The organism is Lentzea sp. NBRC 102530, from assembly GCF_030269365.1.
In the GTDB taxonomy this organism is placed as follows: Bacteria; Actinomycetota; Actinomycetes; order Mycobacteriales; family Pseudonocardiaceae; genus Lentzea.
In genome coordinates, this window is sequence record NZ_BSTF01000005.1 from 283,667 (window position 1) to 303,083 (window position 19,417).

A 19,417-nucleotide genomic window follows, 5' to 3' on the forward strand; every position below is an offset into this window, starting at 1 on the left:
GCTCACTCTCTTCGCAACACGTAGTTCAAGGAGGAACAGTGGCCACCACGACCACAGGGCGCAAACCGATCTACAAGCACCTCTACTTCTGGGTGCTCGTCTCCATCGTGCTGGGCGCACTCGTCGGCTTCCTGTTCCCCAAACAGGCGTCCGAGATGAAGTGGCTCGCGGACCTGTTCGTGAACCTCGTGAAGGTCGTGATCGCGCCGACCATCTTCGCGACGATCATCGTCGGCATCGCGGGTCTCGGAAACCTCGCCAAGGCGGGTGGCCTCGCCCTCCGCACGATCCTCTACTTCACCGCGATGACCACGGTGGCGCTCGCCATCGGCCTCATCGTCGTGAACATCGTGCAGCCGGGTCACCACGGCGGTGAGATCACGCTGAACGCGAGCCAGGCCGACGCGACGCTGAAGTCCGCCTCGACCGCGGAGACCGGTGTCACCGGCTTCATCCTGAGCCTGGTGCCGAAGTCGTTCGTCAGCGCCTTCACCGACGGTCAGCTGATCCAGGTGCTCGTGGTCGCGATCCTGGTGGCCGTCGCGGTCGCCGGCATGGGCGAGCGCGGTGCCAAGGTCGTCTCCGCCATGGAGACGCTGTCGAAGGTCATGTTCGGCATCATCAAGATCGTCATGTACGTCGCCCCGATCGGCGCCTTCGGCGGCATCGCCTACACCGTCGGCAAGTTCGGCGGCAGCGTCCTCGGCAAGCTGCTGTGGCTGATGGGTTCCTTCTACGCCACCTGCATCCTGTTCGTGATCGTGGTCCTCGGCCTCGTCGCGAAGTTCGCGGGCTTCAGCCTCTTCAAGTTCCTGCGCTACATCAAGGACGAGATCCTGATCGTCCTCGGCACGTCGTCCTCCGAGTCGGTGCTGCCGCGCATGATGGTCAAGCTGGAGGCGGCGGGCGCCCAGAAGTCGGTCGTCGGCCTCACCATCCCGACCGGCTACTCGTTCAACCTCGACGGCACCTGCATCTACCTCACCATGGGCGCCATCTTCATCGCCCAGGCCACGGGTCACGACGTGTCGATCGGTGTCCAGATCGGTCTGCTGCTCTTCATGCTGATCGCGTCGAAGGGCGCGGCGGGCGTCACCGGTGCCGGCCTCGTCACCCTCGCCGCCTCGCTGCAGGCCTTCGAGGCCCACTCGGCCATCCCCGCGGTCGGCATCGCGCTGATCGTCGGCATCGACCGCTTCATGTCGGAGGCCCGCGCCATCACGAACGTGATCGGCAACGGTGTCGGCTCGCTCGTGGTCGCCGCCTGGCAGAAGGGCCTCGACAAGGAGCGCCTGACGCACGTCCTCAACAACCCGGACAGCGTCGACGTCGACGACCTGCTCGCGAAGCAGACCGGCGAGAACGACGACAAGAAGGAGCCTGTCGCGGCTCACTAGGACGTCCGTGGCTGGAGGCGACTCTTCCCGCCTCCAGCCACGCGACCTGCGACCTCCGTGTATGCCGAGGTCCCGCTCTCCCCGCATGCGGCGCGGGGTGAACGGGGCCTCGGTCTTTTGTTTGGTGCGCAACGGTCGCGGAGGAACGCGCGTGAGCGTCCGCTAACTGGGACGGCAGGCTGCTGAACAGCAAAAACATCTGATTACCCAGCTCAACCAGTGACAAACCGGGAGTGTCGCGCAACTCTCACTCGACTGGCCGGAGTTGAACGGTCGGTTACGCTTACTCGGCTGTAACGAACCTCGACGTTGGCCGCAATGTCGTTCCCCAGCGGGGAATCGTTACACATCCATGACCTAGATCACCCATTGGCGGGTGTCCCTGGGTTTCGCGGCTGTTAAAGTCGCGTCAACACGCGGGCCATCGTCGTCCCGTGCTCCCACCTGTTGGTTCGAGGTCTGAGCACGAGGACTTTCAGTCTTTTACGCGAGGACGACGAAGGAGGTCTGCGCAGTGATCTTCTCCGCCATCCCCGGCCCCCAGGGTCTGTACGACCCGTCTGACGAGCGCGACGCCTGTGGTGTCGCGATGGTGGCCGACATCCAGGGCAGGCGTTCCCACGGCATCGTGAGCGATGCCCTGACGGCGCTGGCGAACCTGGAGCACCGAGGAGCCGCGGGCGCCGAGCCCACCTCCGGCGATGGTGCTGGCATTCTTCTTCAGCTGCCGGACGAGTTCCTGCGCGCTGTCGTCGAGTTCGACCTGCCCGAGCGCGGGCAGTACGCGGCGGGAATCGCCTTCCTGCCGTTCGAGACCGAAGAACGCGCCGCCGCGATGCAGGAGATCGAACGCATCGCCGAGCAGGAGAGCCTCGAGGTCCTCGGCTGGCGCGACGTCCCGACGGACCCGGAGAAGGCCAACGTCGGCCCGACCGCGATGTCGGTGGCACCGCACTTCGCGCAGCTCTTCGTGAAGGGCACGCGCGACGAGGCCGGGATCGCCCTGGACCGCCTCGCCTTCGCCCTGCGCAAGCGGGTCGAGCACGAGGGCAGCGTCTACTTCCCGTCCCTTTCGGCACGAACGATCGTCTACAAGGGAATGCTGACGACCGAGCAGCTGCCGGCGTTCTTCCCGGACCTGCACGACGAACGCCTCTACACGGCGATCGCGTTGGTGCACAGCCGTTTCTCCACGAACACGTTCCCCTCGTGGCCGCTCGCGCACCCGTTCCGGTTCGTCGCGCACAACGGTGAGATCAACACCGTCCGCGGCAACCGCAACCGCATGCGCGCACGCGAGGCGTTGCTGGACAGCGATCTGATCCCGGGCGACCTCGCGCGGCTGTTCCCGATCTGCAACCCGGACGGCTCGGACTCCGCGTCGTTCGACGAGGTGCTGGAGCTGCTGCACCTCGGCGGCCGCAGCCTGCCGCACGCGGTGCTGATGATGATCCCGGAGGCGTGGGAGAACCACGCCACGATGGACCCGAAGCGCCGTGCGTTCTACCAGTTCCACGCGTCGCTGATGGAGCCGTGGGACGGCCCGGCCTGCGTCACGTTCACCGACGGCGAGCTCGTGGGCGCGGTGCTGGACCGCAACGGCCTGCGTCCCGCCCGCTGGTGGCAGACCGCCGACGGCCGGGTCGTGCTGGCATCCGAGACGGGTGTGCTCGACGTGCCGTCCGACCAGGTCGTCGCGAAGGGCCGCCTGCAGCCCGGCCGGATGTTCCTCGTGGACACCACGCAGGGCCGCATCATCGACGACGAGGAGTTCAAGTCGAACCTCGCGTCGGAGCAGCCCTACGACGAGTGGCTGCACGCCGGCCTGCTCGACCTCGCGGACCTGCAGGACCGCGAGCACGTCGTGCAGAGCCACGAGTCCGTCGTGCGCCGCCAGCTCACCTTCGGCTACACCGAGGAGGAGCTGCGGATCCTGCTCACGCCCATGTCGATCATGGGCATGGAGCCGCTGGCCTCGATGGGCACCGACACCCCGGTCGCGGCGCTGAGCCAGCGCTCCCGGTTGCTCTACGACTACTTCGTGCAGAACTTCGCGCAGGTCACGAACCCGCCGCTGGACGCGATCCGCGAGGAGATCGTCACGTCGGTCAAGCGCGTGATGGGCCCCGAGCAGAACCTGCTCGACCCCGGCCCCGTCTCGTGCCGCCACGTCACGCTCGACTACCCGGTGATCGACAACGACGAGCTCGCGAAGCTCATCCACATCAACGACGACGGCGACCTGCCGGGCTTCGCCTGCACCGTCCTGTCCGGACTGTACGAGGTGGACGGTGGCGGCGAGGCGCTGACCGCCGCGATCGAGCGCGTGCGCCGCGAGGCGTCGGAGGCCATCGCGAACGGCGCTCGGACGCTGGTGCTCAGCGACCGGGACTCGGACCACCGCATGGCGCCGATCCCGTCGCTGCTGCTCGTGTCCGCGGTGCACCACCACCTGGTGCGCACCAAGGAACGCCTGCGCGTCGCGCTCGTCGTCGAGTCCGGTGACTGCCGCGAGGTCCACCACGTCGCCGCCCTGCTGAGCTACGGCGCCGCCGCGGTCAACCCGTACCTCGCGTTCGAGACGATCGAGGACCTGATCAGCCAGGGCGCCATCACCGGTGTCCCGGCGCACAAGGCGATCCGCAACTACGTCAAGGCGCTCGTCAAGGGCGTCCTGAAGATCATGTCGAAGATGGGCATCTCGACGGTCGGCGCCTACACCGCGGCGCAGATCTTCGAGGCCGTCGGCCTGTCGAACGACCTGCTCGACGAGTACTTCACCGGCACGCAGTCGAAGCTCGGCGGCGCCGGACTCGACGTGCTCGCCGAGGAGGTCGCGGTGCGCCACCGCCGCGCGTTCCCGGACAACCCGACCGAGCGCGCGCACCGCAGGCTCGAGGTCGGTGGCGAGTACCAGTACCGCCGCGAGGGCGAGCTGCACCTGTTCACGCCGGAGACGGTGTTCCTGCTGCAGCACGCCACGAAGACGCGCAAGGAGGACGTCTTCCGCCAGTACACGGCGGAGGTCGAGCGCATCTCGCGGCAGGGCGGCACGTTGCGCGGGCTCTTCAAGTTCCGCAACGAGGGCCGCACGCCGATCCCGATCGACGAGGTCGAGCCCGTGAGCTCGATCGTCAAGCGCTTCAACACCGGCGCCATGTCGTACGGTTCGATCTCGGCCGAGGCGCACGAGACCCTCGCCATCGCGATGAACCGCCTCGGCGGCCGGTCGAACAGCGGTGAGGGCGGCGAGGACCGCGAGCGCCTGTACGACCCGGAACGCCGTTCGGCGGTCAAGCAGGTCGCGAGTGGACGGTTCGGCGTCACGAGCGAGTACCTCGTGAACTCCACGGACATCCAGATCAAGATGGCGCAGGGCGCGAAGCCCGGCGAGGGCGGCCAGCTGCCCGGCTTCAAGGTCTACCCGTGGGTCGCGCGCACCCGGCACTCCACGCCGGGTGTCGGCCTGATCTCGCCGCCGCCGCACCACGACATCTACTCGATCGAGGACCTGGCGCAACTCATCCACGATCTGAAGAACGCGAACGAGCAGGCGCGGGTTCACGTGAAGCTCGTCTCGTCCATCGGTGTCGGCACGGTCGCCGCCGGTGTGGCGAAGGCCCACGCGGACGTCGTGCTGATCTCCGGCTACGACGGCGGCACCGGTGCCTCGCCGATGAACTCGCTCAAGCACGCCGGCACGCCGTGGGAGATCGGCCTCGCCGAGACCCAGCAGACGTTGCTGCTCAACGGGTTGCGTGACCGCATCACGGTCCAGGTCGACGGCGCGATGCGCACCGGCCGCGACGTCGTGGTCGCCGCGCTGCTCGGTGCCGAGGAGTTCGGCTTCGCGACCGCGCCGCTGATCGTCGCGGGCTGCGTGATGATGCGCGTCTGCCACCTGGACACGTGCCCGGTCGGCGTCGCCACGCAGAACCCGGACCTGCGCGCCCGCTACACCGGCCAGGCCGAGCACGTCGTGAACTTCTTCGAGTTCATCGCGCAGGAGGCCCGCGAGATCCTGGCCGAGCTCGGTTTCCGCACGATCGACGAGGCCGTCGGGCACGCGGAGCTGCTCGACAAGGACGAGGCGATCGAGCACTGGAAGACCGAGGGCCTGAACCTCGCGCCGGTGTTCGAGGTGCCGGAAACGCCGTACCCGACGGCGAAGCGCAAGGTCCGCGACCAGGACCACGGCCTCGACAAGGCGCTGGACCGCACGCTGATCCAGCTCGCCGAGGCGGCGCTGGAGGACGCGCACCAGGTGAAGCTGGAGCTGCCCGTCCGCAACGTCAACCGCACGGTCGGCACACTGCTCGGCGCCGAGGTCACCCGCCGCTTCGGCGGCGAGGGCCTGGAGGACGACACGATCCGGGTCAAGCTGACCGGGTCGGCCGGGCAGTCGCTCGGCGCGTTCCTGCCGCGCGGCATCACGCTCGAGATGGTCGGCGACGCGAACGACTACGTCGGCAAGGGCCTGTCCGGCGGGCGGATCATCGTCCGGCCGCACGACGACGCGCCGTTCGCCGCCGAGCAGCAGGTGATCGCGGGCAACGTGATCGGCTACGGCGCGACGTCCGGTGAGGTCTTCCTGCGCGGCCGCGTCGGCGAGCGCTTCTGCGTCCGCAACTCCGGCGCGCTGCTCGTGGCGGAGGGCGTGGGCGACCACGCGTTCGAGTACATGACCGGTGGCCGGGCCGTGGTGCTCGGGCCGACCGGGCGCAACGTCGCGGCCGGCATGTCCGGCGGCATCGCGTACGTGCTGGACCTGGATCCCCTGTCGGTGAACCAGGAGATGGTGAATCTGCAGCGCCTCAGCGCCGAGGACCTGCGTTGGCTCAAGGACGCCGTCACCAAGCACCACGAGGCCACGGGTTCCGCCGTCGCCGCGTCGCTGCTCGGGGACTGGACCCGTCGGGCCGGTGCGTTCACGAAGGTCATGCCCGGCGACTACCAGCGCGTTCTCGAGGCCATGCGCCTCGCCCGCGCTGAGGGCCGGGACGTTGACGCGGCTGTCATGGAGGCGTCTCGTGGCTGATCCACAGGGATTCATGAAGTTCTCCCGCTCCGACGCGCCGAAGCGTCCGAAGCCGGAGAGGTTGCAGGACTGGAACGAGGTCTACCTCCAGGAAGCCCCGGAGGAGCGCAACGCCGCCGTGCGCACGCAGGCGACGCGGTGCATGGACTGTGGCATCCCCTTCTGCCACAGCGGAACCGCGGGCTGTCCGCTCGGGAACCTGATCCCCGAGTGGAACGACCTGGTGCGCCGCGGCGACTGGGAGCTGGCCTCGGACCGCCTGCACGCCACCAACAACTTCCCGGAGTTCACCGGCCGGTTGTGCCCGGCGCCGTGCGAGGCCGCCTGCGTGCTGTCGATCTCGCACGACGCGGGTGGCGCCGTGGCGATCAAGCGCGTCGAAGAGACGATCGCGGACATGTCGTGGGAGAACGGCTACGTGCAGCCGTCCCAGGCGGCCGTGTCGTCGGGCAAGCGCGTCGCGATCGTCGGCTCCGGTCCGGCCGGGCTCGCCGCCGCGCAGCAGCTGACCCGCGCGGGCCACGAGGTCGTGGTGTACGAGCGCGATGACCGTCTGGGCGGGCTGCTGCGGTACGGCATCCCCGAGTTCAAGATGGAGAAGAAGGTCCTCGACCGCAGGCTCTCGCAGCTGCGCAAGGAGGGCACCAAGTTCGTCACCGGCTGCGAGGTCGGCGTCGACATCACCGTCGAGCAGCTGCGGGCCGAGTTCGACTCCGTCGTGCTCGCCGTGGGCGCTCTGCGCGGCCGTGACGACAAGACGACTCCCGGACGTGAGCTCCAGGGCGTGCACCTCGCGATGGACCACCTGGTCCCCGCGAACCGCGCCGTCGAGGGGGACGGGCCGTCGTCGTTCTCCGCCGAGGGCAAGCACGTCATCGTCATCGGCGGTGGCGACACGGGCGCCGACTGCTACGGCACCGCGACCCGCGAGGGCGCGCTGTCCGTGACGCAGCTCGACCAGTACCCGATGCCGCCGTCGGTCCGCGACGACGACCGCTCGCCGTGGCCGGTGTGGCCGCACATCCTGCGCACGTACCCCGCGCACGAGGAGGCCGGCGAGCGCCGCTTCACCGTGGCGGTCAAGCGTTTCGTGGGTGACGACGAGGGCCACGTGCGGTTCATCGAACTGCAGCAGGTGCGGGTCGAGAAGGACTCCTCCGGCCGTCGTTCGGTCGTGCCGCTGTCCGACGAGGTCGAGGTCCTGCCCGCGGACATGGTGCTGCTGGCCATCGGTTTCGAGGGCGTCGAGCACATGCGGCTGCTGGACGACCTCGGCATCTCGCTGACGCAGCGCGGCACGATCTCGTGCGGCTCCGACTGGCAGACGAGCGCGCCCGGCGTGTTCGTCTGCGGGGACGCCCACCGCGGCGCATCCCTGGTGGTGTGGGCGATCGCCGAGGGTCGGTCCGTGGCCAACGCCGTGGACAAGTTCCTCACGGGTTCCTCGAACCTGCCTTCGCCGGTCATCCCGAACCAGCTTCCGCTCGCTGTGGTCTGACAACGGCGTCCGACAGCGGAGAGCAGCATGACGCCCCGCGCGACAACGGAGTCGCGCGGGGCGTTCGCCTTTTCCGGGAGTCCCGCGCGGTGCACGGCGCCCGTACCGCATTTCCCGGCTTGAATCCTGTCAACGGGGTGAACTTCCGGGAAAATCGCTTATTCGGTGTGCAACCCCGGTCGGATTGGTGTCAGGATCGCCACATTCCACGCGGTGCGCCGATGGCTGACGGGCGGCTGGGGAGTCTCCCGCGAGATTTGGTTACGCATCGCATTGGTTGCCTATGTACCACCGATTCGGTGAGCACTCTTTCGGCATAGTCCACCCGCTTGGCGATCACTCTGCGCATCCGTATCTTTCCGTGAGACCGGAGAACCTTTCGGGTGAAAGTCGTGTGTGTTCCGGGCAAAGTTGAGAGCGCATATCGCGGAAGTTGTCCATTTCGGGCGAAACTGATAACTGTAGATCGACTCGGTTGGGGGTGTGACCATGCGCAGTGTTCTTCTCGCTGTCATCGTCGCGCTCTGCGCAGTGCTCACCCCGGCCGTGTCGACCGCGTCGATCGGTGCCCCGCCACCGAAGTCGAAGACGTCCGCCCCCAAGGAGGAAGCGCCCCGCGAGGAGCGCGAGACGAGCCGCCTGCGCCTGTTGGTGAGTTCCGTCGACCGTTCGTCCAAGGTGGCCGCCCCGACGTTCGTCACCGTGTTCACGCCGCGCGCTGTTCCCGGTGTTCTCGTGCTCGTGTCCAACGCCGAACCGATAGCGGTCTGGCGCACACCTCCTGCGTTGCAGGTGTTCCGCAACTGATCGGACCTGTCTCTCCCCGGGTCTAACCGAACACCTTTTACCTATCGCAGTGAGGGACTCCAATGGACTTCCATCGCTTTGTTCAGCATGCCCGCGCACACGCCGCTTCGCGTTCGAGTGCGCTCGGCCGCAAGCTCGCGGCAGGTCAGCAACCCACGACGATGTTCATCACGTGCGCGGATTCGCGGATCGTGACGGCCGCCATCACCGGCGCCGAGCCCGGTTCGTTGTTCGAGATGCGCACCGCGGGCAACGTCATCCCGCCCTATTCGCTCACCTCGCCATCCAGCGAGATGGCCACGATCGAGTTCGCCGTGCTCCAGCTCGGCGTGAGCGAGATCGTCGTCTGCGGCCACTCGCACTGCGGTGCGGTGGGCGCGTTGAACGGCGGCGGCATCGACCACCTGCCCGCGATGCGCGGCTGGCTGCGTCCCGGACAGCCTCGGCAGGCGTCCGGTCCCGCCATGCGCCCGGAAGGTCAGGAGCACGTCCGCGCCCAGCTGGAGGTCCTGCTGGCGTACCCGTTCGTGGCGGAGAAGGTCGCCGCCGGGTCGTTGCGCGTCCACGGCTGGTTCTACGACATCGAGACCGGCGAGGTCTCCGCGTGCGCAGAGCACGCTTTCCTTCCGCTGTAGGGGTCTCGACGTGATGAAGAAGCATTGGACCGACATCGGCGCGTCGGTCGTCGTGTTCCTCGTGGCGTTGCCGCTGTGCGTCGGTGTGGCGGTGGCGTCCGGGGTGCCGGCCGAACTCGGCATCGTGACCGGAGTGGTCGGCGGCATCGTCGTCGGCCTGCTGCCGGGCAGCTCGATGCAGGTGAGCGGACCGGCCGCCGGTTTGACGGTGCTGGTGGCGGATGCCGTCAGCCGGCACGGGATCGCGGCGCTGGGCGTCATCGTCCTCGGTGCGGGCCTGCTGCAGGTCGCGCTGGGCTTATTGAGGTGCGGGCGGTGGTTCCGCGCGATCTCGCCGTCCGTCGTGCAGGGCATGCTCGCGGGCATCGGGCTCGTGCTGATCTTCGGTCAGCTCAGGCACCTGGTGGTCTCGCCCGTCGCCTTCGCGCTGGGCCTGCTCACCGTGCTGATCATGCTGCTCTGGCAGCGCACCCCGCTGAAGGTGGTGCCGGGCATCCTCGTGGGCGTGGTGGTCTGCACCGCGATCGCGGCGGTGTTCGCCACGCCGGTCGACCGCATCACCGTGGGAACGCTCTCCACGGACGTGCACCTGCCGGACTTCTCGTTGATCGGCACCGGGGTCATCGGCACGGCGGTGGTGTTCGCCCTCGTCGCCTCGGCCGAGTCGATGTTCAGCGCGGCCGCTGTCGACCGGATGCACACCGGGCCGCGCACGCAGTACAACAAGGAACTGGTCGCACAGGGCGTCGGCAACACGATCTGCGGTCTGCTGGGCGCGTTGCCCATGACGGCCGTGATCGTGCGCAGCGCGGCCAACGTCAACGCCGGTGCCCGGACGAAGGCGTCCCGGGTGCTGCACGGCGTGTGGCTGCTGTTGTTCGTGGTGCTGCTGCCGGGGTTGCTGACGCTGATCCCGGTGGCCGTGCTGGCGGCGGTGCTGGTGCACGCGGGCTGGAAGCTGCTCGGCCTGCGTGAAGTGGTCTCGTTGTGGCGCACGGACAAGGCCGAGGGCTTCGTCTTCGTCCTGACCGCGGGTCTCATCGTGGGCACCGACCTGCTGACCGGCACCGTGGCCGGTCTGCTGGCGGCGGTCATCAAGACCGCCTGGGACGTGTCCCGGCTCCAGGTGACCGTGACGCCGGAGGGGGTGGCGTTGCGCGGCAACGCGACGTTCCTGCGGCTGCCCGTGCTGCTGGACGAGCTCGACCGGGTGGACCGCGAGCACGTCCGGATGGACCTGAGCGGGGTCAGGCACCTCGACCAGGCCTGCGGGCAGGCGATCGACCAGTGGGTGGACCAGTCGCGGCGGGCGGGCAAGACCGTCGACCTGGTCGGCAGGTAGCAGAAAAGCGCCGCGACCGCGGGGTCGCGGCGCTTTCTCATTCAGCCGGCCGTCAGTGGGTCGTGAACTGACCGCGGACCGCGCCACCGGGGAACGGTCCCGTGTGGATGTTCGAGTAGAAGTCCTTGGGGGACTTGCGCAGCGCGTCCAGCGTGGCCCGGTCGGCCTGGGCGGAACCCGAGACCGCGAAGACGCCGTTCGGGACGGCCGTGCCGAAGAACGTGATCTTGACGTCGCCGTTCACGCCCCGGGCGCCCTGGTGGACGTGGCCGAGGGTCGGCGCGTCGATGTTCACCCACGCCAGCGAGAAGTCGACACCGGTCGCGGTGGGCTGCACGAACGTGATGGCCTGGCCGTCCGGGTCACCGACCTTCGGGCCGTTCGCCACCGGGACCTCGTTGCGGCCGTTGGAGAACGCGCGCAGCTTGCCGCCCTTGACGATGTCGAGCGGGTTGATCTTCCTGGTCAGCGGCTTGAGCTGACCACGCACGGCGCCGCCGGGCTTCTCGGTGCTGTGCAGGTTCACGTAGAACCCGGCCGGGTTCTTGCGGATGTCCTCGGCGAGCTTCGCGTCGACCACGGTCTGCCCGGCGGCCGCGCTCAGCGTCTCCGGCATCGGCGTGGTGAACAGGTTGACCTTGACCGCGCCGTTCTGACCGGCCGCGCCCTGGTGGATGTGGCCGAGGGTGAGCTGTGAGGTCTTCTGCCACTGCACCGCGAACGTCACGCGGTCGCCGCGGACCTCGACCAGGGCCTTCGCCGAGGCGTCGTCGTCACCGACGGCCGGTCCACCGGCCGTAGGGACCTCCTGGCGGCCGTCGAGGTCGGCTGCGAAGAACAGCGGCTTGCCGGTCGCGGGCTTGACCGGCGGCTGGTTCTGCGCGGGGGGCTGGGCCTGGCTGGGCGGCGGGGGCGTGCCGTGACCCGCGCCGTGGTCCTGACCGGCGCCCGCCTTCGTGGCGGTGGGCTTCGCGGCCGAGCCACCCGCGTCGACGTTCAGGGTGGTGCCGTCGGCGGTGAAGTTCTCGAACGCAGAGCCGCCGTTCTTCACGACCACGCGGACCTCGATCTGGCCGCGGCCGGGCTGCACGGTGAAGGTGCGGGTCTCGCCCTTCTCGGTGCTGTCGAGGCAGCGGCCCTCCAGTTGGTCGGCGGCGCAGAAGCTCGCCTCGTAGCCGGCCGTGTTCGTGATCTTGACGGTCACCGCGTCCTGAGCGGACGCCGGCGTGACGACGCCGAGGCCGAGTCCGGCCGAGAGAAGGCATGCGGCAGCGACGGTTTTGTTGACAGACATGGGATTGGGCTCCAAGGCTCCACGAGTGGGAGTCGGGGGGTCTGGCGGACCCGACATGACCGACACGGGCCGCGGCCAGGTTCGGTTCAAGAATTCTCCGGCTGAACCGAACCGCGTCTCATCACGTGTCAACGTCGGAACAGGACACCCCCGCTAGGAGACGAAGATGCGCGTACGTATGGGAATTCTGCCCGCCCTGCCCGCCCTGCTCGCCGGGCTCGCCGCGTGCGGAGGTGAAGCGCCGCAACAGCAGGGCGCCCAGCAGGGGGTCCCCGCGAACACCGAGGTGAAGATCGCACAGTCCGAGCTCGGCCCGATCCTCGTCGACCAGACGGGACGGACGCTCTACGCGTTCACCAAGAACGAGAACAAACCCGCCGAGTGCGACGCCGGCTGCATCGCGGTGTGGCCCGCCCTGACCTCGCAGTCCACAGTGGAGGCGAAGGACGGCGCCGACGCGAAGCTCGTCTCGCAGCTCGACGAGAGCTCGCAGGCCGTCTACGGGAAGTGGCCGCTGTACTACTACGTGGGTGACCAGGTCGCCGGTGACGTGAACGGCCAGGGCGTCGACGACGAGTGGTTCGCCATCGCCGCGGACGGGAAACTCGTCAAGAAGAGCTGATGAACACTGGGCCGTTCGGGTGTATGCGGCTAACGGCCCCGTGGGAGATGTCGACCCTGCAGGTGAACCAGTAGGGGGCGACACATGACCAGCGCAGGGTTTGACCCGAAGTTCCTCGGCACCGAGGCCGGGATCCCGGTCCTGACCGAGTCGGGCACGGCCGACGCGGTCGAGCTCGAGGGCTCGACCACGATCCACTACACGCACTTCTCGCTCGCGATGAGCAAGTCCCGCAAGTTCGCGAGCTGGGTCGCGTGGAACATCGACGGCGGCGAGATGAAGGCGTTGAGCCGCAGCAACATCCCGTTCGTCAAGGACCCGCGGGTGCCGGCGCAGTTCCAGACCGGCGACGAGCTGTACCGCGACAACCGGCTCGACCGCGGCCACCTCGCCCGCCGCGCCGACCTGTGCTGGGGCCCCAAGGCCGAGGCGCAGAAGGCGAACCGGGACTCGTTCTTCTTCACGAACATCACGCCGCAGATGGACGACTTCAACCAGAGCGCCCGCGAGGGGCTCTGGGGCAGGCTCGAGGACGCGGTGCTCGCCGACGTCGACGTCGACGACCTCAGGGTCAGCGTCTACGGCGGCCCCGTCTTCAACGCCGACGACCGGCTGTTCCGCGGCGTCGCGATCCCGCGCGAGTTCTACAAGGCGATCGCGTTCGTCGTGGACGGCGAGCTGCGGTGCAGCGCGTTCCTGCTGACCCAGAACATCGTCCTGGCCGAGGCCCTCGACCTCGACGAGTTCCGGGTGTTCCAGGTGTCGCTGACCGAGTTGGAGAAGCGGGTCAGCCTCACGTTCCCGGCGGAGCTGCACGCGGCGGACACGGTGTCGGTGCAGTTGCTGGAGGAGGGGGAGCGCAAGCCGCTGGACAGCCTCGCCGACATCAGGTGGTGACGGTCAGTCCCGGCAGCTGAGCCCTCAGCTCCTCCAGGCGGGACAGCGACTCGGGCTGGCGCACCACCAGGTGTTCCAGTCCCGGCAGCACGCGCAGGTCGTCGGCAGCGGGCAGTCCGAACACCTCCAGCGTGCGGATGGTCGGCCACCGCTCCAGCCCCGCCAGCGGGTAGGGCGGGCGGTGGTCGATCGCCAGTTCGCGCAGTCCCGGCAGTGCGGGCAACGCGCCCAGCCCCTCGTCGGTCGCCGAGTCGCGGATCTGCAACCGCCGCAGCGCGCCGCCCTCCAGTGACGCGAGGTCGACCCGGCTGAAGTGCAGGTGCAGTTCGTCGAGGTCCTTCACCGGCGCCAGGTCGATCCGGCCGAGCGGGCGGCAACGGCTCAGGTGCAGTTCCTTCAGCGAGCGCGAGCCGGCCAACGGCGCCAGGTCGCGCAGGACTTCGTTCTGCCACAGCTCCAGCCGGTGCAGTGACGGCATGGCGCCCAGCGGGTCCAGCGGGTTGATGTTGCCGATGCACCGCACGTGCCGCAGCTTCTCCAGGTGCATGATGAACTGGATCCGGTGCCAGCCGCGGACGTCCACCCTGCGGTCGCCGAAGTCCACCTTGGACAGCACGGACCGCGCGTACTGCTCGGCGTCCGGGGTGTTGCGCCACGCCCGCAGGAGTTCGTCGATGACCATCGCGTGGTCGACCGCCACGAACTCCGCGATCCGTTCCCACGCGCCCTCGCCGCCGATGTTCGCGAGCGTCCGCACGACGTAGGCGGCCTCGTCGGACGCCTCCGGGCCGGGCAGCAGGTCGACCACGAACGAGCCGGCCTCGGACAGCGCGTCGGCGTGCGCGAAGCTCTTCGGCGGGATCAGCGCGGCCGCGGCGGCCGTGACCTGGGCGCGGGCGGTCTCCGGTTCGATCACGTCGGCCTGGTCGAGGCACGCCAGCGCGAGCAGTCGCAGCTTGTCGCGGCCGCGTTCGTCCTTGCGCGTGTCGTCGTTGCCCGCCAGCAGGTCCATCAGCACGCGGGCCCGTTCCCGCGGCCGGGCGTGCGCGACCGCCATCACCACGACGTCGTGCCACTCGTCCAGATGCGCCCTGTCCACCAACAGGTTCAGGTCACCGGCGTCCACGACCTCCTTGGCCGCCAGGTAGTCCCGGAACGTCCGGTGCACGAACTGCACGCGCTCGCCCGTCACCTCGCGCAGCAGCCCGGCGCGTTCGAGCAGTCGTTGCATCGCGTCGGACGGGTCGGTCTCGTGCGAACGCAACCCGCGCATCGCGTTGCCGAGCCGGTGCACGGCCTCCTCGCGCGGCACCATCAGCTCCCGGTTGCGCACCAGCGAGTACGCGAACCGTTGCAGCAGGACGAGTTGTTCCTCCTTGGAGAACGACGGCAGCGCGAGCCCGCGGTCCTCGTCCCAGCGCACCAGCAGCAGGTCCAGCGCGGCCTCGTAGAGCGACCGCCGATCGCGCGGCAGGTGCATGTTCCGGTCCTGGTGCAACGCGCACAGCAGGCCGGCCAGCAACGGGCTCGACGCGAGCCGCCGCAGGTCGGGCCGTTTCGCGAGGGTCGCGACCAGCCGGGCCTCGCAGTCGGTGAGCCACACCCGTGCGTCGCGGGTCAGCCCCGGTTCGTCGCGGGCCGCGGTGTGCCAGGCCTCCACGAAGTCCCGCACCCCCTTGTCGCTCAACGGCAACAGGTCGAACGCGGCGAACCCGGCGTCCTCCAGCCAGTCCTCCGGCACGGCGGCGGGCCGCGTCGTGATCGCGTACCGGGCGTCGGGATAGGCCGTGACCAGCTTCTCGAGCCACTGCCGCGCCTCGGCCCTGCGTTCGGACACCAGTTCGTCCACACCGTCGACGAGGACGAGCGCGCGCCCCTCCTTCAGCCGCGCGGTGACCCAGCCCGCCGGCTTCTCCTCCTCGATCATCGAGGCGGTCGGGGAGATGAACTCCTCCGGCTTCGGCAGCGACGTGTACTGCCGCAACGGCACGAAGAACGGCACCAGCCCCAGCCACTCGTTGCCCGACGTCCTGGTCTGGCCGAGGGAGTTCATCGCGAGCCAGCGCAGGAACGTCGTCTTGCCCGCGCCGGCACCGCCCCTGATCAGCACCCTCGGGGTGTCCGCGAGCGCCGCCGCCACCGGCAGTCCGGCGCCGGTCAGCTCGTCGGTGTCGCCGACCCGCGCGACCGCCAGCGACACGTACGAGGTGTCGAACGACTGCCTGCGCGGTGCCCGGCCCCGCGACACCCCGAAGAGCTCCAGCCCGCCCAGTGCGTGCGCGACCTGGTCGGCGTAGCGGTCCTCGAAGTCGCGGTGAGCGGTGGTGAGCGCCAGTTGGTGCTGGTCAGCGAGCCGTGCCACGGCGTCGGCGGTCGCCTTGCCCATCCGGAACATCTCCACCGCGAGCCGGCGCGCGTACTCCGGCTGCGACCACACGAGTTCCACGACCGCGACACAGACCCGCAGCAGCAACGCGTCGTACACGGCCGTCGCCTGCTCCGACAGACCGGCCGCCCGCCGGATGCGACCGGACCTCGACAGCACGTGGGCCCGCAACGACTCGGGCGTCAGCATCACCCGCAACGCCTCGTCGGGCCGCAGCGGGAGCGAGGCCTCGATCGACTCGCGCACCGCGTCCACCGCGGCCTGCCACTCGTGCTGCTCGACACCGCTGAGCTCGCCGCGCGCCAGCTCCCCGCTGACCCGTTCGACCAGCGGTCCCGGTCTGGTCAGCTCGCGCCGGCGCTTCTTGTCCCTGGCGCCCTTGTGCACGACGTCGAAGAGACCGAGGAGCACCCGCTCCAGCACGGTCTCCAGCACCATCAGCAGTCCGGCGGAGAACGGATCGGCCACCACCCCAGTATCGGCACGTGCTCAGGTGGTGCGGGGGTACTTCACCAGCTGTTCATCCGGGGAGGGCGACCTTGCGGACGTGGCCGATCTCGAAGTCCCTGCTGGTGCCGTCCGCGAGGTCCGCGCTGACGATGCCTTCGAGGTGCTTGGTCGGCACGATCACGTGGGTCTCGGTGTTGCGCGGCCCGGTGGCGTACTTGATCTCGACGCGGCTGCCGTCGACCAGTGCCGACGACAGCAGCACGACCTCCTCGTCGCGCAGGAAGACGTTCTGGTCGCGCAGCATCCGCGCCGCCGTCGCCCTGGGCGAGCCCCGTCCCGCGCTCGGCCGTTCCTGCTCGACCAGCCGGACCGCGAGCTGCGTCAGCTCCAGGTCGTCCACCTCGGTCCGCCGATGGTCGGGCCTGCGTTCGCCGCGCGCGTGCGCCCGCTTGCGCTCAACGGTCTCCACAATGGACTGTTCACCCGCATCGAGTCCCGTAGGCGCGTACCCGCAGCGGCGCAACGCGGTGAGGGTCTCCGCCATCGGCTGGGCCGAGGCCAGCACGGTCGGCGCGAGGAACCGCAGCTTCAGCGACGCGAGCCGCTTCGACTTCACGATCTCCTGCAGCAGCACCGGATCGGTGGCCCGCACGCAGCTCGCCACGTCCGTCACCGTCAGGTGCCCGTGCCGCCGCGCCACGTCGTGGACCTGGTACTCGATCACCTGCGGCAGCGCGGCCTCCGACACCGCCGCGAGTCGCCCGAGCACCTCGTCGGCCGACAGCCCGGTGTCGAGAGCGCGCCGCACCGACCCGGCCGACATCCGCCACACCCGTGCGGCGTCGTTGTCCTCCAGGTCCGCCACCAGGTTCAGCGTCGCGCTCAGCTCCGGCGACGGCAGGCCGTTCACCACGGCCGTCATGTCCGTCTGGAACGCGGCCTTCTCCGTCGCCGGCGGCATCAACTCGACCGCGGCGGCCTCGACGTCACCGCCGTCCCGCACCGCCACCCCCAGCGGCGTGAGCGCGCCACCGGCCACCATGCCCAGCGACTCCAGCTCGCTGATCACCGCCGCCGTGGCCCGCTCGTCGTGCACCGCGGGCCGTTCCCACGAGAGGTCCGCGACCAGTTCGCTGGTGTGGGTGAACGCCTCGTCGGCTTGGAAGCGCTCCAACGTACTGCGCCGCAACAGCAGCCCGGCCGCCCCGGGGTAGTCGCGCAACGCGGCCCGCGCCTGGTCCGGTTCCGGCCGCCAGTCCATCCGCTGCCACGCGTGGACCAGCGCCGCGAGCCGCGGTCCCGGTTGCGAGTCGAGCCACGCGTCCCCGTGCCTCGTGGGCAGCAACCGCCCCCTGTCCACCCCGACGAGCTGGGCCTCCGCCGCCAGTTCCAGCCACAACCGCAGCACGCCGTCCGCGACCCGCAACGCCCGCGCCACCCGGCGGATCTCCACGGTCGCCACGCCGCCGGTGTAGCGGGCGTCGAACGTGTCCTGCTCGCAGTGCGCCAGCAGTCGCGCGACACCGTCCACAGTGGACATGGCGGGCACGATCGGCGACACCGCGGACGCCTTGCGCCTGCCCGGCGCCGGAGGGCGTAACGTCAACTTCCCCTGCGTGGCCCCGCTGGTGCGCACGGAGTTGATCGCCGCCAGCCGGGACCCCTCCGGCCACGCCAGCGCCCGTTGCTTGAGCTCGCCGAACGCCCGCTCGAAGTCGCCGAGCGAACACCGCAGTTCCGCGCAGACCGTGTCGACCGTCCCGGAGTTCCCCTGCGCCACGATCGCCCCGAGCACGTCGAGCGCGCCTTGGTCCAGCGTGTCCTCACCGGCGTGCACCGAATCCGCGTCGGTCAGCTGTGTCGCGAGGTCCTTCAACGTCCGGAGGTAGCGGTCGGCGACGTCGCGGCGGTGCAGCAGGATCGCGGCCACCTCGTCCGGCTCGAGTTGGAGGAGCCAGGTCGCGAGCGCGTTGATACGGCGTGGCATTCATCGGATTATGTCCTGGTTGTGTGCGCTCAAACGAATTTTCACCGGCATGGGCGATCCGCCTAGGCTGACTCGGTGACGTTCAGCGGTTTCGGCGAGTACGCCATTGACTTCTACGACGGTCTGGTCCTGGACAACTCGAAGGCGTACTGGGACGACCACAAGGAGACCTACCTGCGCGACGTGCGCGCGCCGATGGAGGCGCTGCTGCTGGCGCTGGAGCAGGAGTTCGGCGAGGGCAAGGTCTTCCGGCCGTACCGCGACGTGCGGTTCGCCAAGGACAAGACCCCGTACAAGGACCACTGCGGCGGCGTGGTCGAGAAGGGACGTGGCGGTGGCGCGTACTACGTGCAGATCAGCCCCGAGGGCCTGATGACCGGCGGCGGCTCGTTCCACATGCAGTCCGACCAGCTCGCCCGCTACCGCGCCTCGGTCGACGCGCACGGCGTCCTGCTGCGCAAGATCGTGGACAAGCTCGTGAAGCAGGGGTGGGCGGTCGCGGGGGACGTGATGAAGTCGAAGCCCCGCGGGTTCGACGACGACCACCCGCACCTCGACCTGCTCAAGCACCGGTCGATCTACGTGCGCAAGGTGTGGGAGCCGGACGACGTGCTGCACGAGCCGGGGTGCCTGGACCGGGTGCGCAAGTCGTGGAGGCAGCTCAAGGACTTCAACGCGTGGTGCGAGGACCACGTCGGCGTGAGCGAACAGCCGCGGCGATAGCCCAGCCGAGGCCGATGCCGAGCACGTCCACCAGGGCGTCCAGCACGTCGCCGGACCGGTGCAACGGCGTGATCAGCTGCTGGAGCACCTCCGAAAGGCCTGCGTAGGCGACCAGCCACCACAGGACGTGAGGAATCCTCGCGTACAGGCCGGTGAACGCGAGCAGGGCGAACAGCAGCGTGTGGACCACCTTGTCCGTACCGGGTGGCGAGCTCGGCACACCTGACTCGGGGGTGAACAACACGACGACGCTGAGCAACGCCGCGATCACAAATGGCAGCACTCGACCCATTGTCCGAACATTACCGAGGAGTAGTTCGGGATCGGTCCAGGAACGGGGT

Annotated in this window: 13 protein-coding genes; 9 read left to right on the top strand and 4 right to left on the bottom strand. The window is 69.3% G+C overall.

Annotated features, from left to right (window positions below; all coding sequences use genetic code 11):
• Positions 1-38: 38 nt before the first annotated feature.
• The 6 genes from dctA (at position 39) to QSK25_RS15730 (ending at position 10,717) form a co-directional block, all read left to right on the top strand.
• Positions 39-1,397, top strand: a complete 1,359-nt coding sequence (gene dctA, locus QSK25_RS15705; RefSeq protein ID WP_285639001.1) for a C4-dicarboxylate transporter DctA — start codon at positions 39-41, stop codon at positions 1,395-1,397.
• A gap of 514 nt (positions 1,398-1,911) precedes the next feature.
• Complete coding sequence (gene gltB / locus QSK25_RS15710; protein WP_285639002.1) at positions 1,912-6,435, top strand: glutamate synthase large subunit; 4,524 nt, start codon at positions 1,912-1,914, stop codon at positions 6,433-6,435.
• Entirely contained in the window at positions 6,428-7,933 is a 1,506-nt protein-coding gene (locus QSK25_RS15715) for a glutamate synthase subunit beta (RefSeq protein ID WP_285639003.1), read from the top strand. The genes gltB and QSK25_RS15715 overlap by 8 nt, the downstream gene beginning before the upstream one ends.
• A 489-nt stretch (positions 7,934-8,422) precedes the next feature.
• The gene (locus QSK25_RS15720) at positions 8,423-8,740 is read left to right on the top strand and encodes a hypothetical protein (RefSeq protein ID WP_285639004.1); all 318 of its coding nucleotides are present in this window, start codon (positions 8,423-8,425) and stop codon (positions 8,738-8,740) included.
• A 161-nt stretch (positions 8,741-8,901) separates the two neighbouring features.
• Entirely contained in the window at positions 8,902-9,375 is a 474-nt protein-coding gene (locus tag QSK25_RS15725; protein ID WP_285639005.1) for a carbonic anhydrase, read from the top strand.
• A 13-nt stretch (positions 9,376-9,388) separates the two neighbouring features.
• Entirely contained in the window at positions 9,389-10,717 is a 1,329-nt protein-coding gene (locus tag QSK25_RS15730) for a SulP family inorganic anion transporter (RefSeq protein WP_285639006.1), read from the top strand.
• Between the two features lie 52 nt (positions 10,718-10,769).
• Here the strand turns inward: QSK25_RS15730 and QSK25_RS15735 are convergent, their stop codons facing one another.
• Positions 10,770-12,011, bottom strand: coding sequence for a CHRD domain-containing protein (locus QSK25_RS15735; protein WP_285639007.1), 1,242 nt, complete (start codon positions 12,009-12,011; stop codon positions 10,770-10,772).
• A 166-nt stretch (positions 12,012-12,177) separates the two neighbouring features.
• Between QSK25_RS15735 and QSK25_RS15740 the strand changes: the two genes are divergently transcribed.
• Together QSK25_RS15740 and QSK25_RS15745 are read left to right on the top strand one after the other, a co-directional pair.
• The gene (locus QSK25_RS15740; protein ID WP_285639009.1) at positions 12,178-12,633 is read left to right on the top strand and encodes a COG4315 family predicted lipoprotein; all 456 of its coding nucleotides are present in this window, start codon (positions 12,178-12,180) and stop codon (positions 12,631-12,633) included.
• An 84-nt stretch (positions 12,634-12,717) separates the two neighbouring features.
• Positions 12,718-13,530 (top strand): DNA/RNA non-specific endonuclease, encoded by an 813-nt coding sequence (locus tag QSK25_RS15745; protein WP_285639011.1) that lies wholly within the window; start codon positions 12,718-12,720, stop codon positions 13,528-13,530.
• Here QSK25_RS15745 and QSK25_RS15750 read toward each other — a convergent pair.
• Positions 13,520-16,384: an NACHT domain-containing protein gene (locus QSK25_RS15750; protein ID WP_285639013.1), complete on the bottom strand. Its 2,865-nt coding sequence runs from the start codon at positions 16,382-16,384 to the stop codon at positions 13,520-13,522. The genes QSK25_RS15745 and QSK25_RS15750 overlap by 11 nt on opposite strands.
• A gap of 52 nt (positions 16,385-16,436) precedes the next feature.
• Entirely contained in the window at positions 16,437-18,353 is a 1,917-nt protein-coding gene (locus QSK25_RS15755; RefSeq protein WP_285639015.1) for a helicase-associated domain-containing protein, read from the bottom strand.
• 75 nt (positions 18,354-18,428) lie between these two features.
• Between QSK25_RS15755 and QSK25_RS15760 the strand changes: the two genes are divergently transcribed.
• Positions 18,429-19,076: a DUF2461 domain-containing protein gene (locus QSK25_RS15760; protein ID WP_285639017.1), complete on the top strand. Its 648-nt coding sequence runs from the start codon at positions 18,429-18,431 to the stop codon at positions 19,074-19,076.
• Here QSK25_RS15760 and QSK25_RS15765 read toward each other — a convergent pair.
• Positions 19,024-19,368 (bottom strand): VanZ family protein, encoded by a 345-nt coding sequence (locus QSK25_RS15765; RefSeq protein ID WP_285639019.1) that lies wholly within the window; start codon positions 19,366-19,368, stop codon positions 19,024-19,026. The two genes, QSK25_RS15760 and QSK25_RS15765, sit on opposite strands and share 53 nt — an antisense overlap.
• Positions 19,369-19,417: the final 49 nt, after the last annotated feature.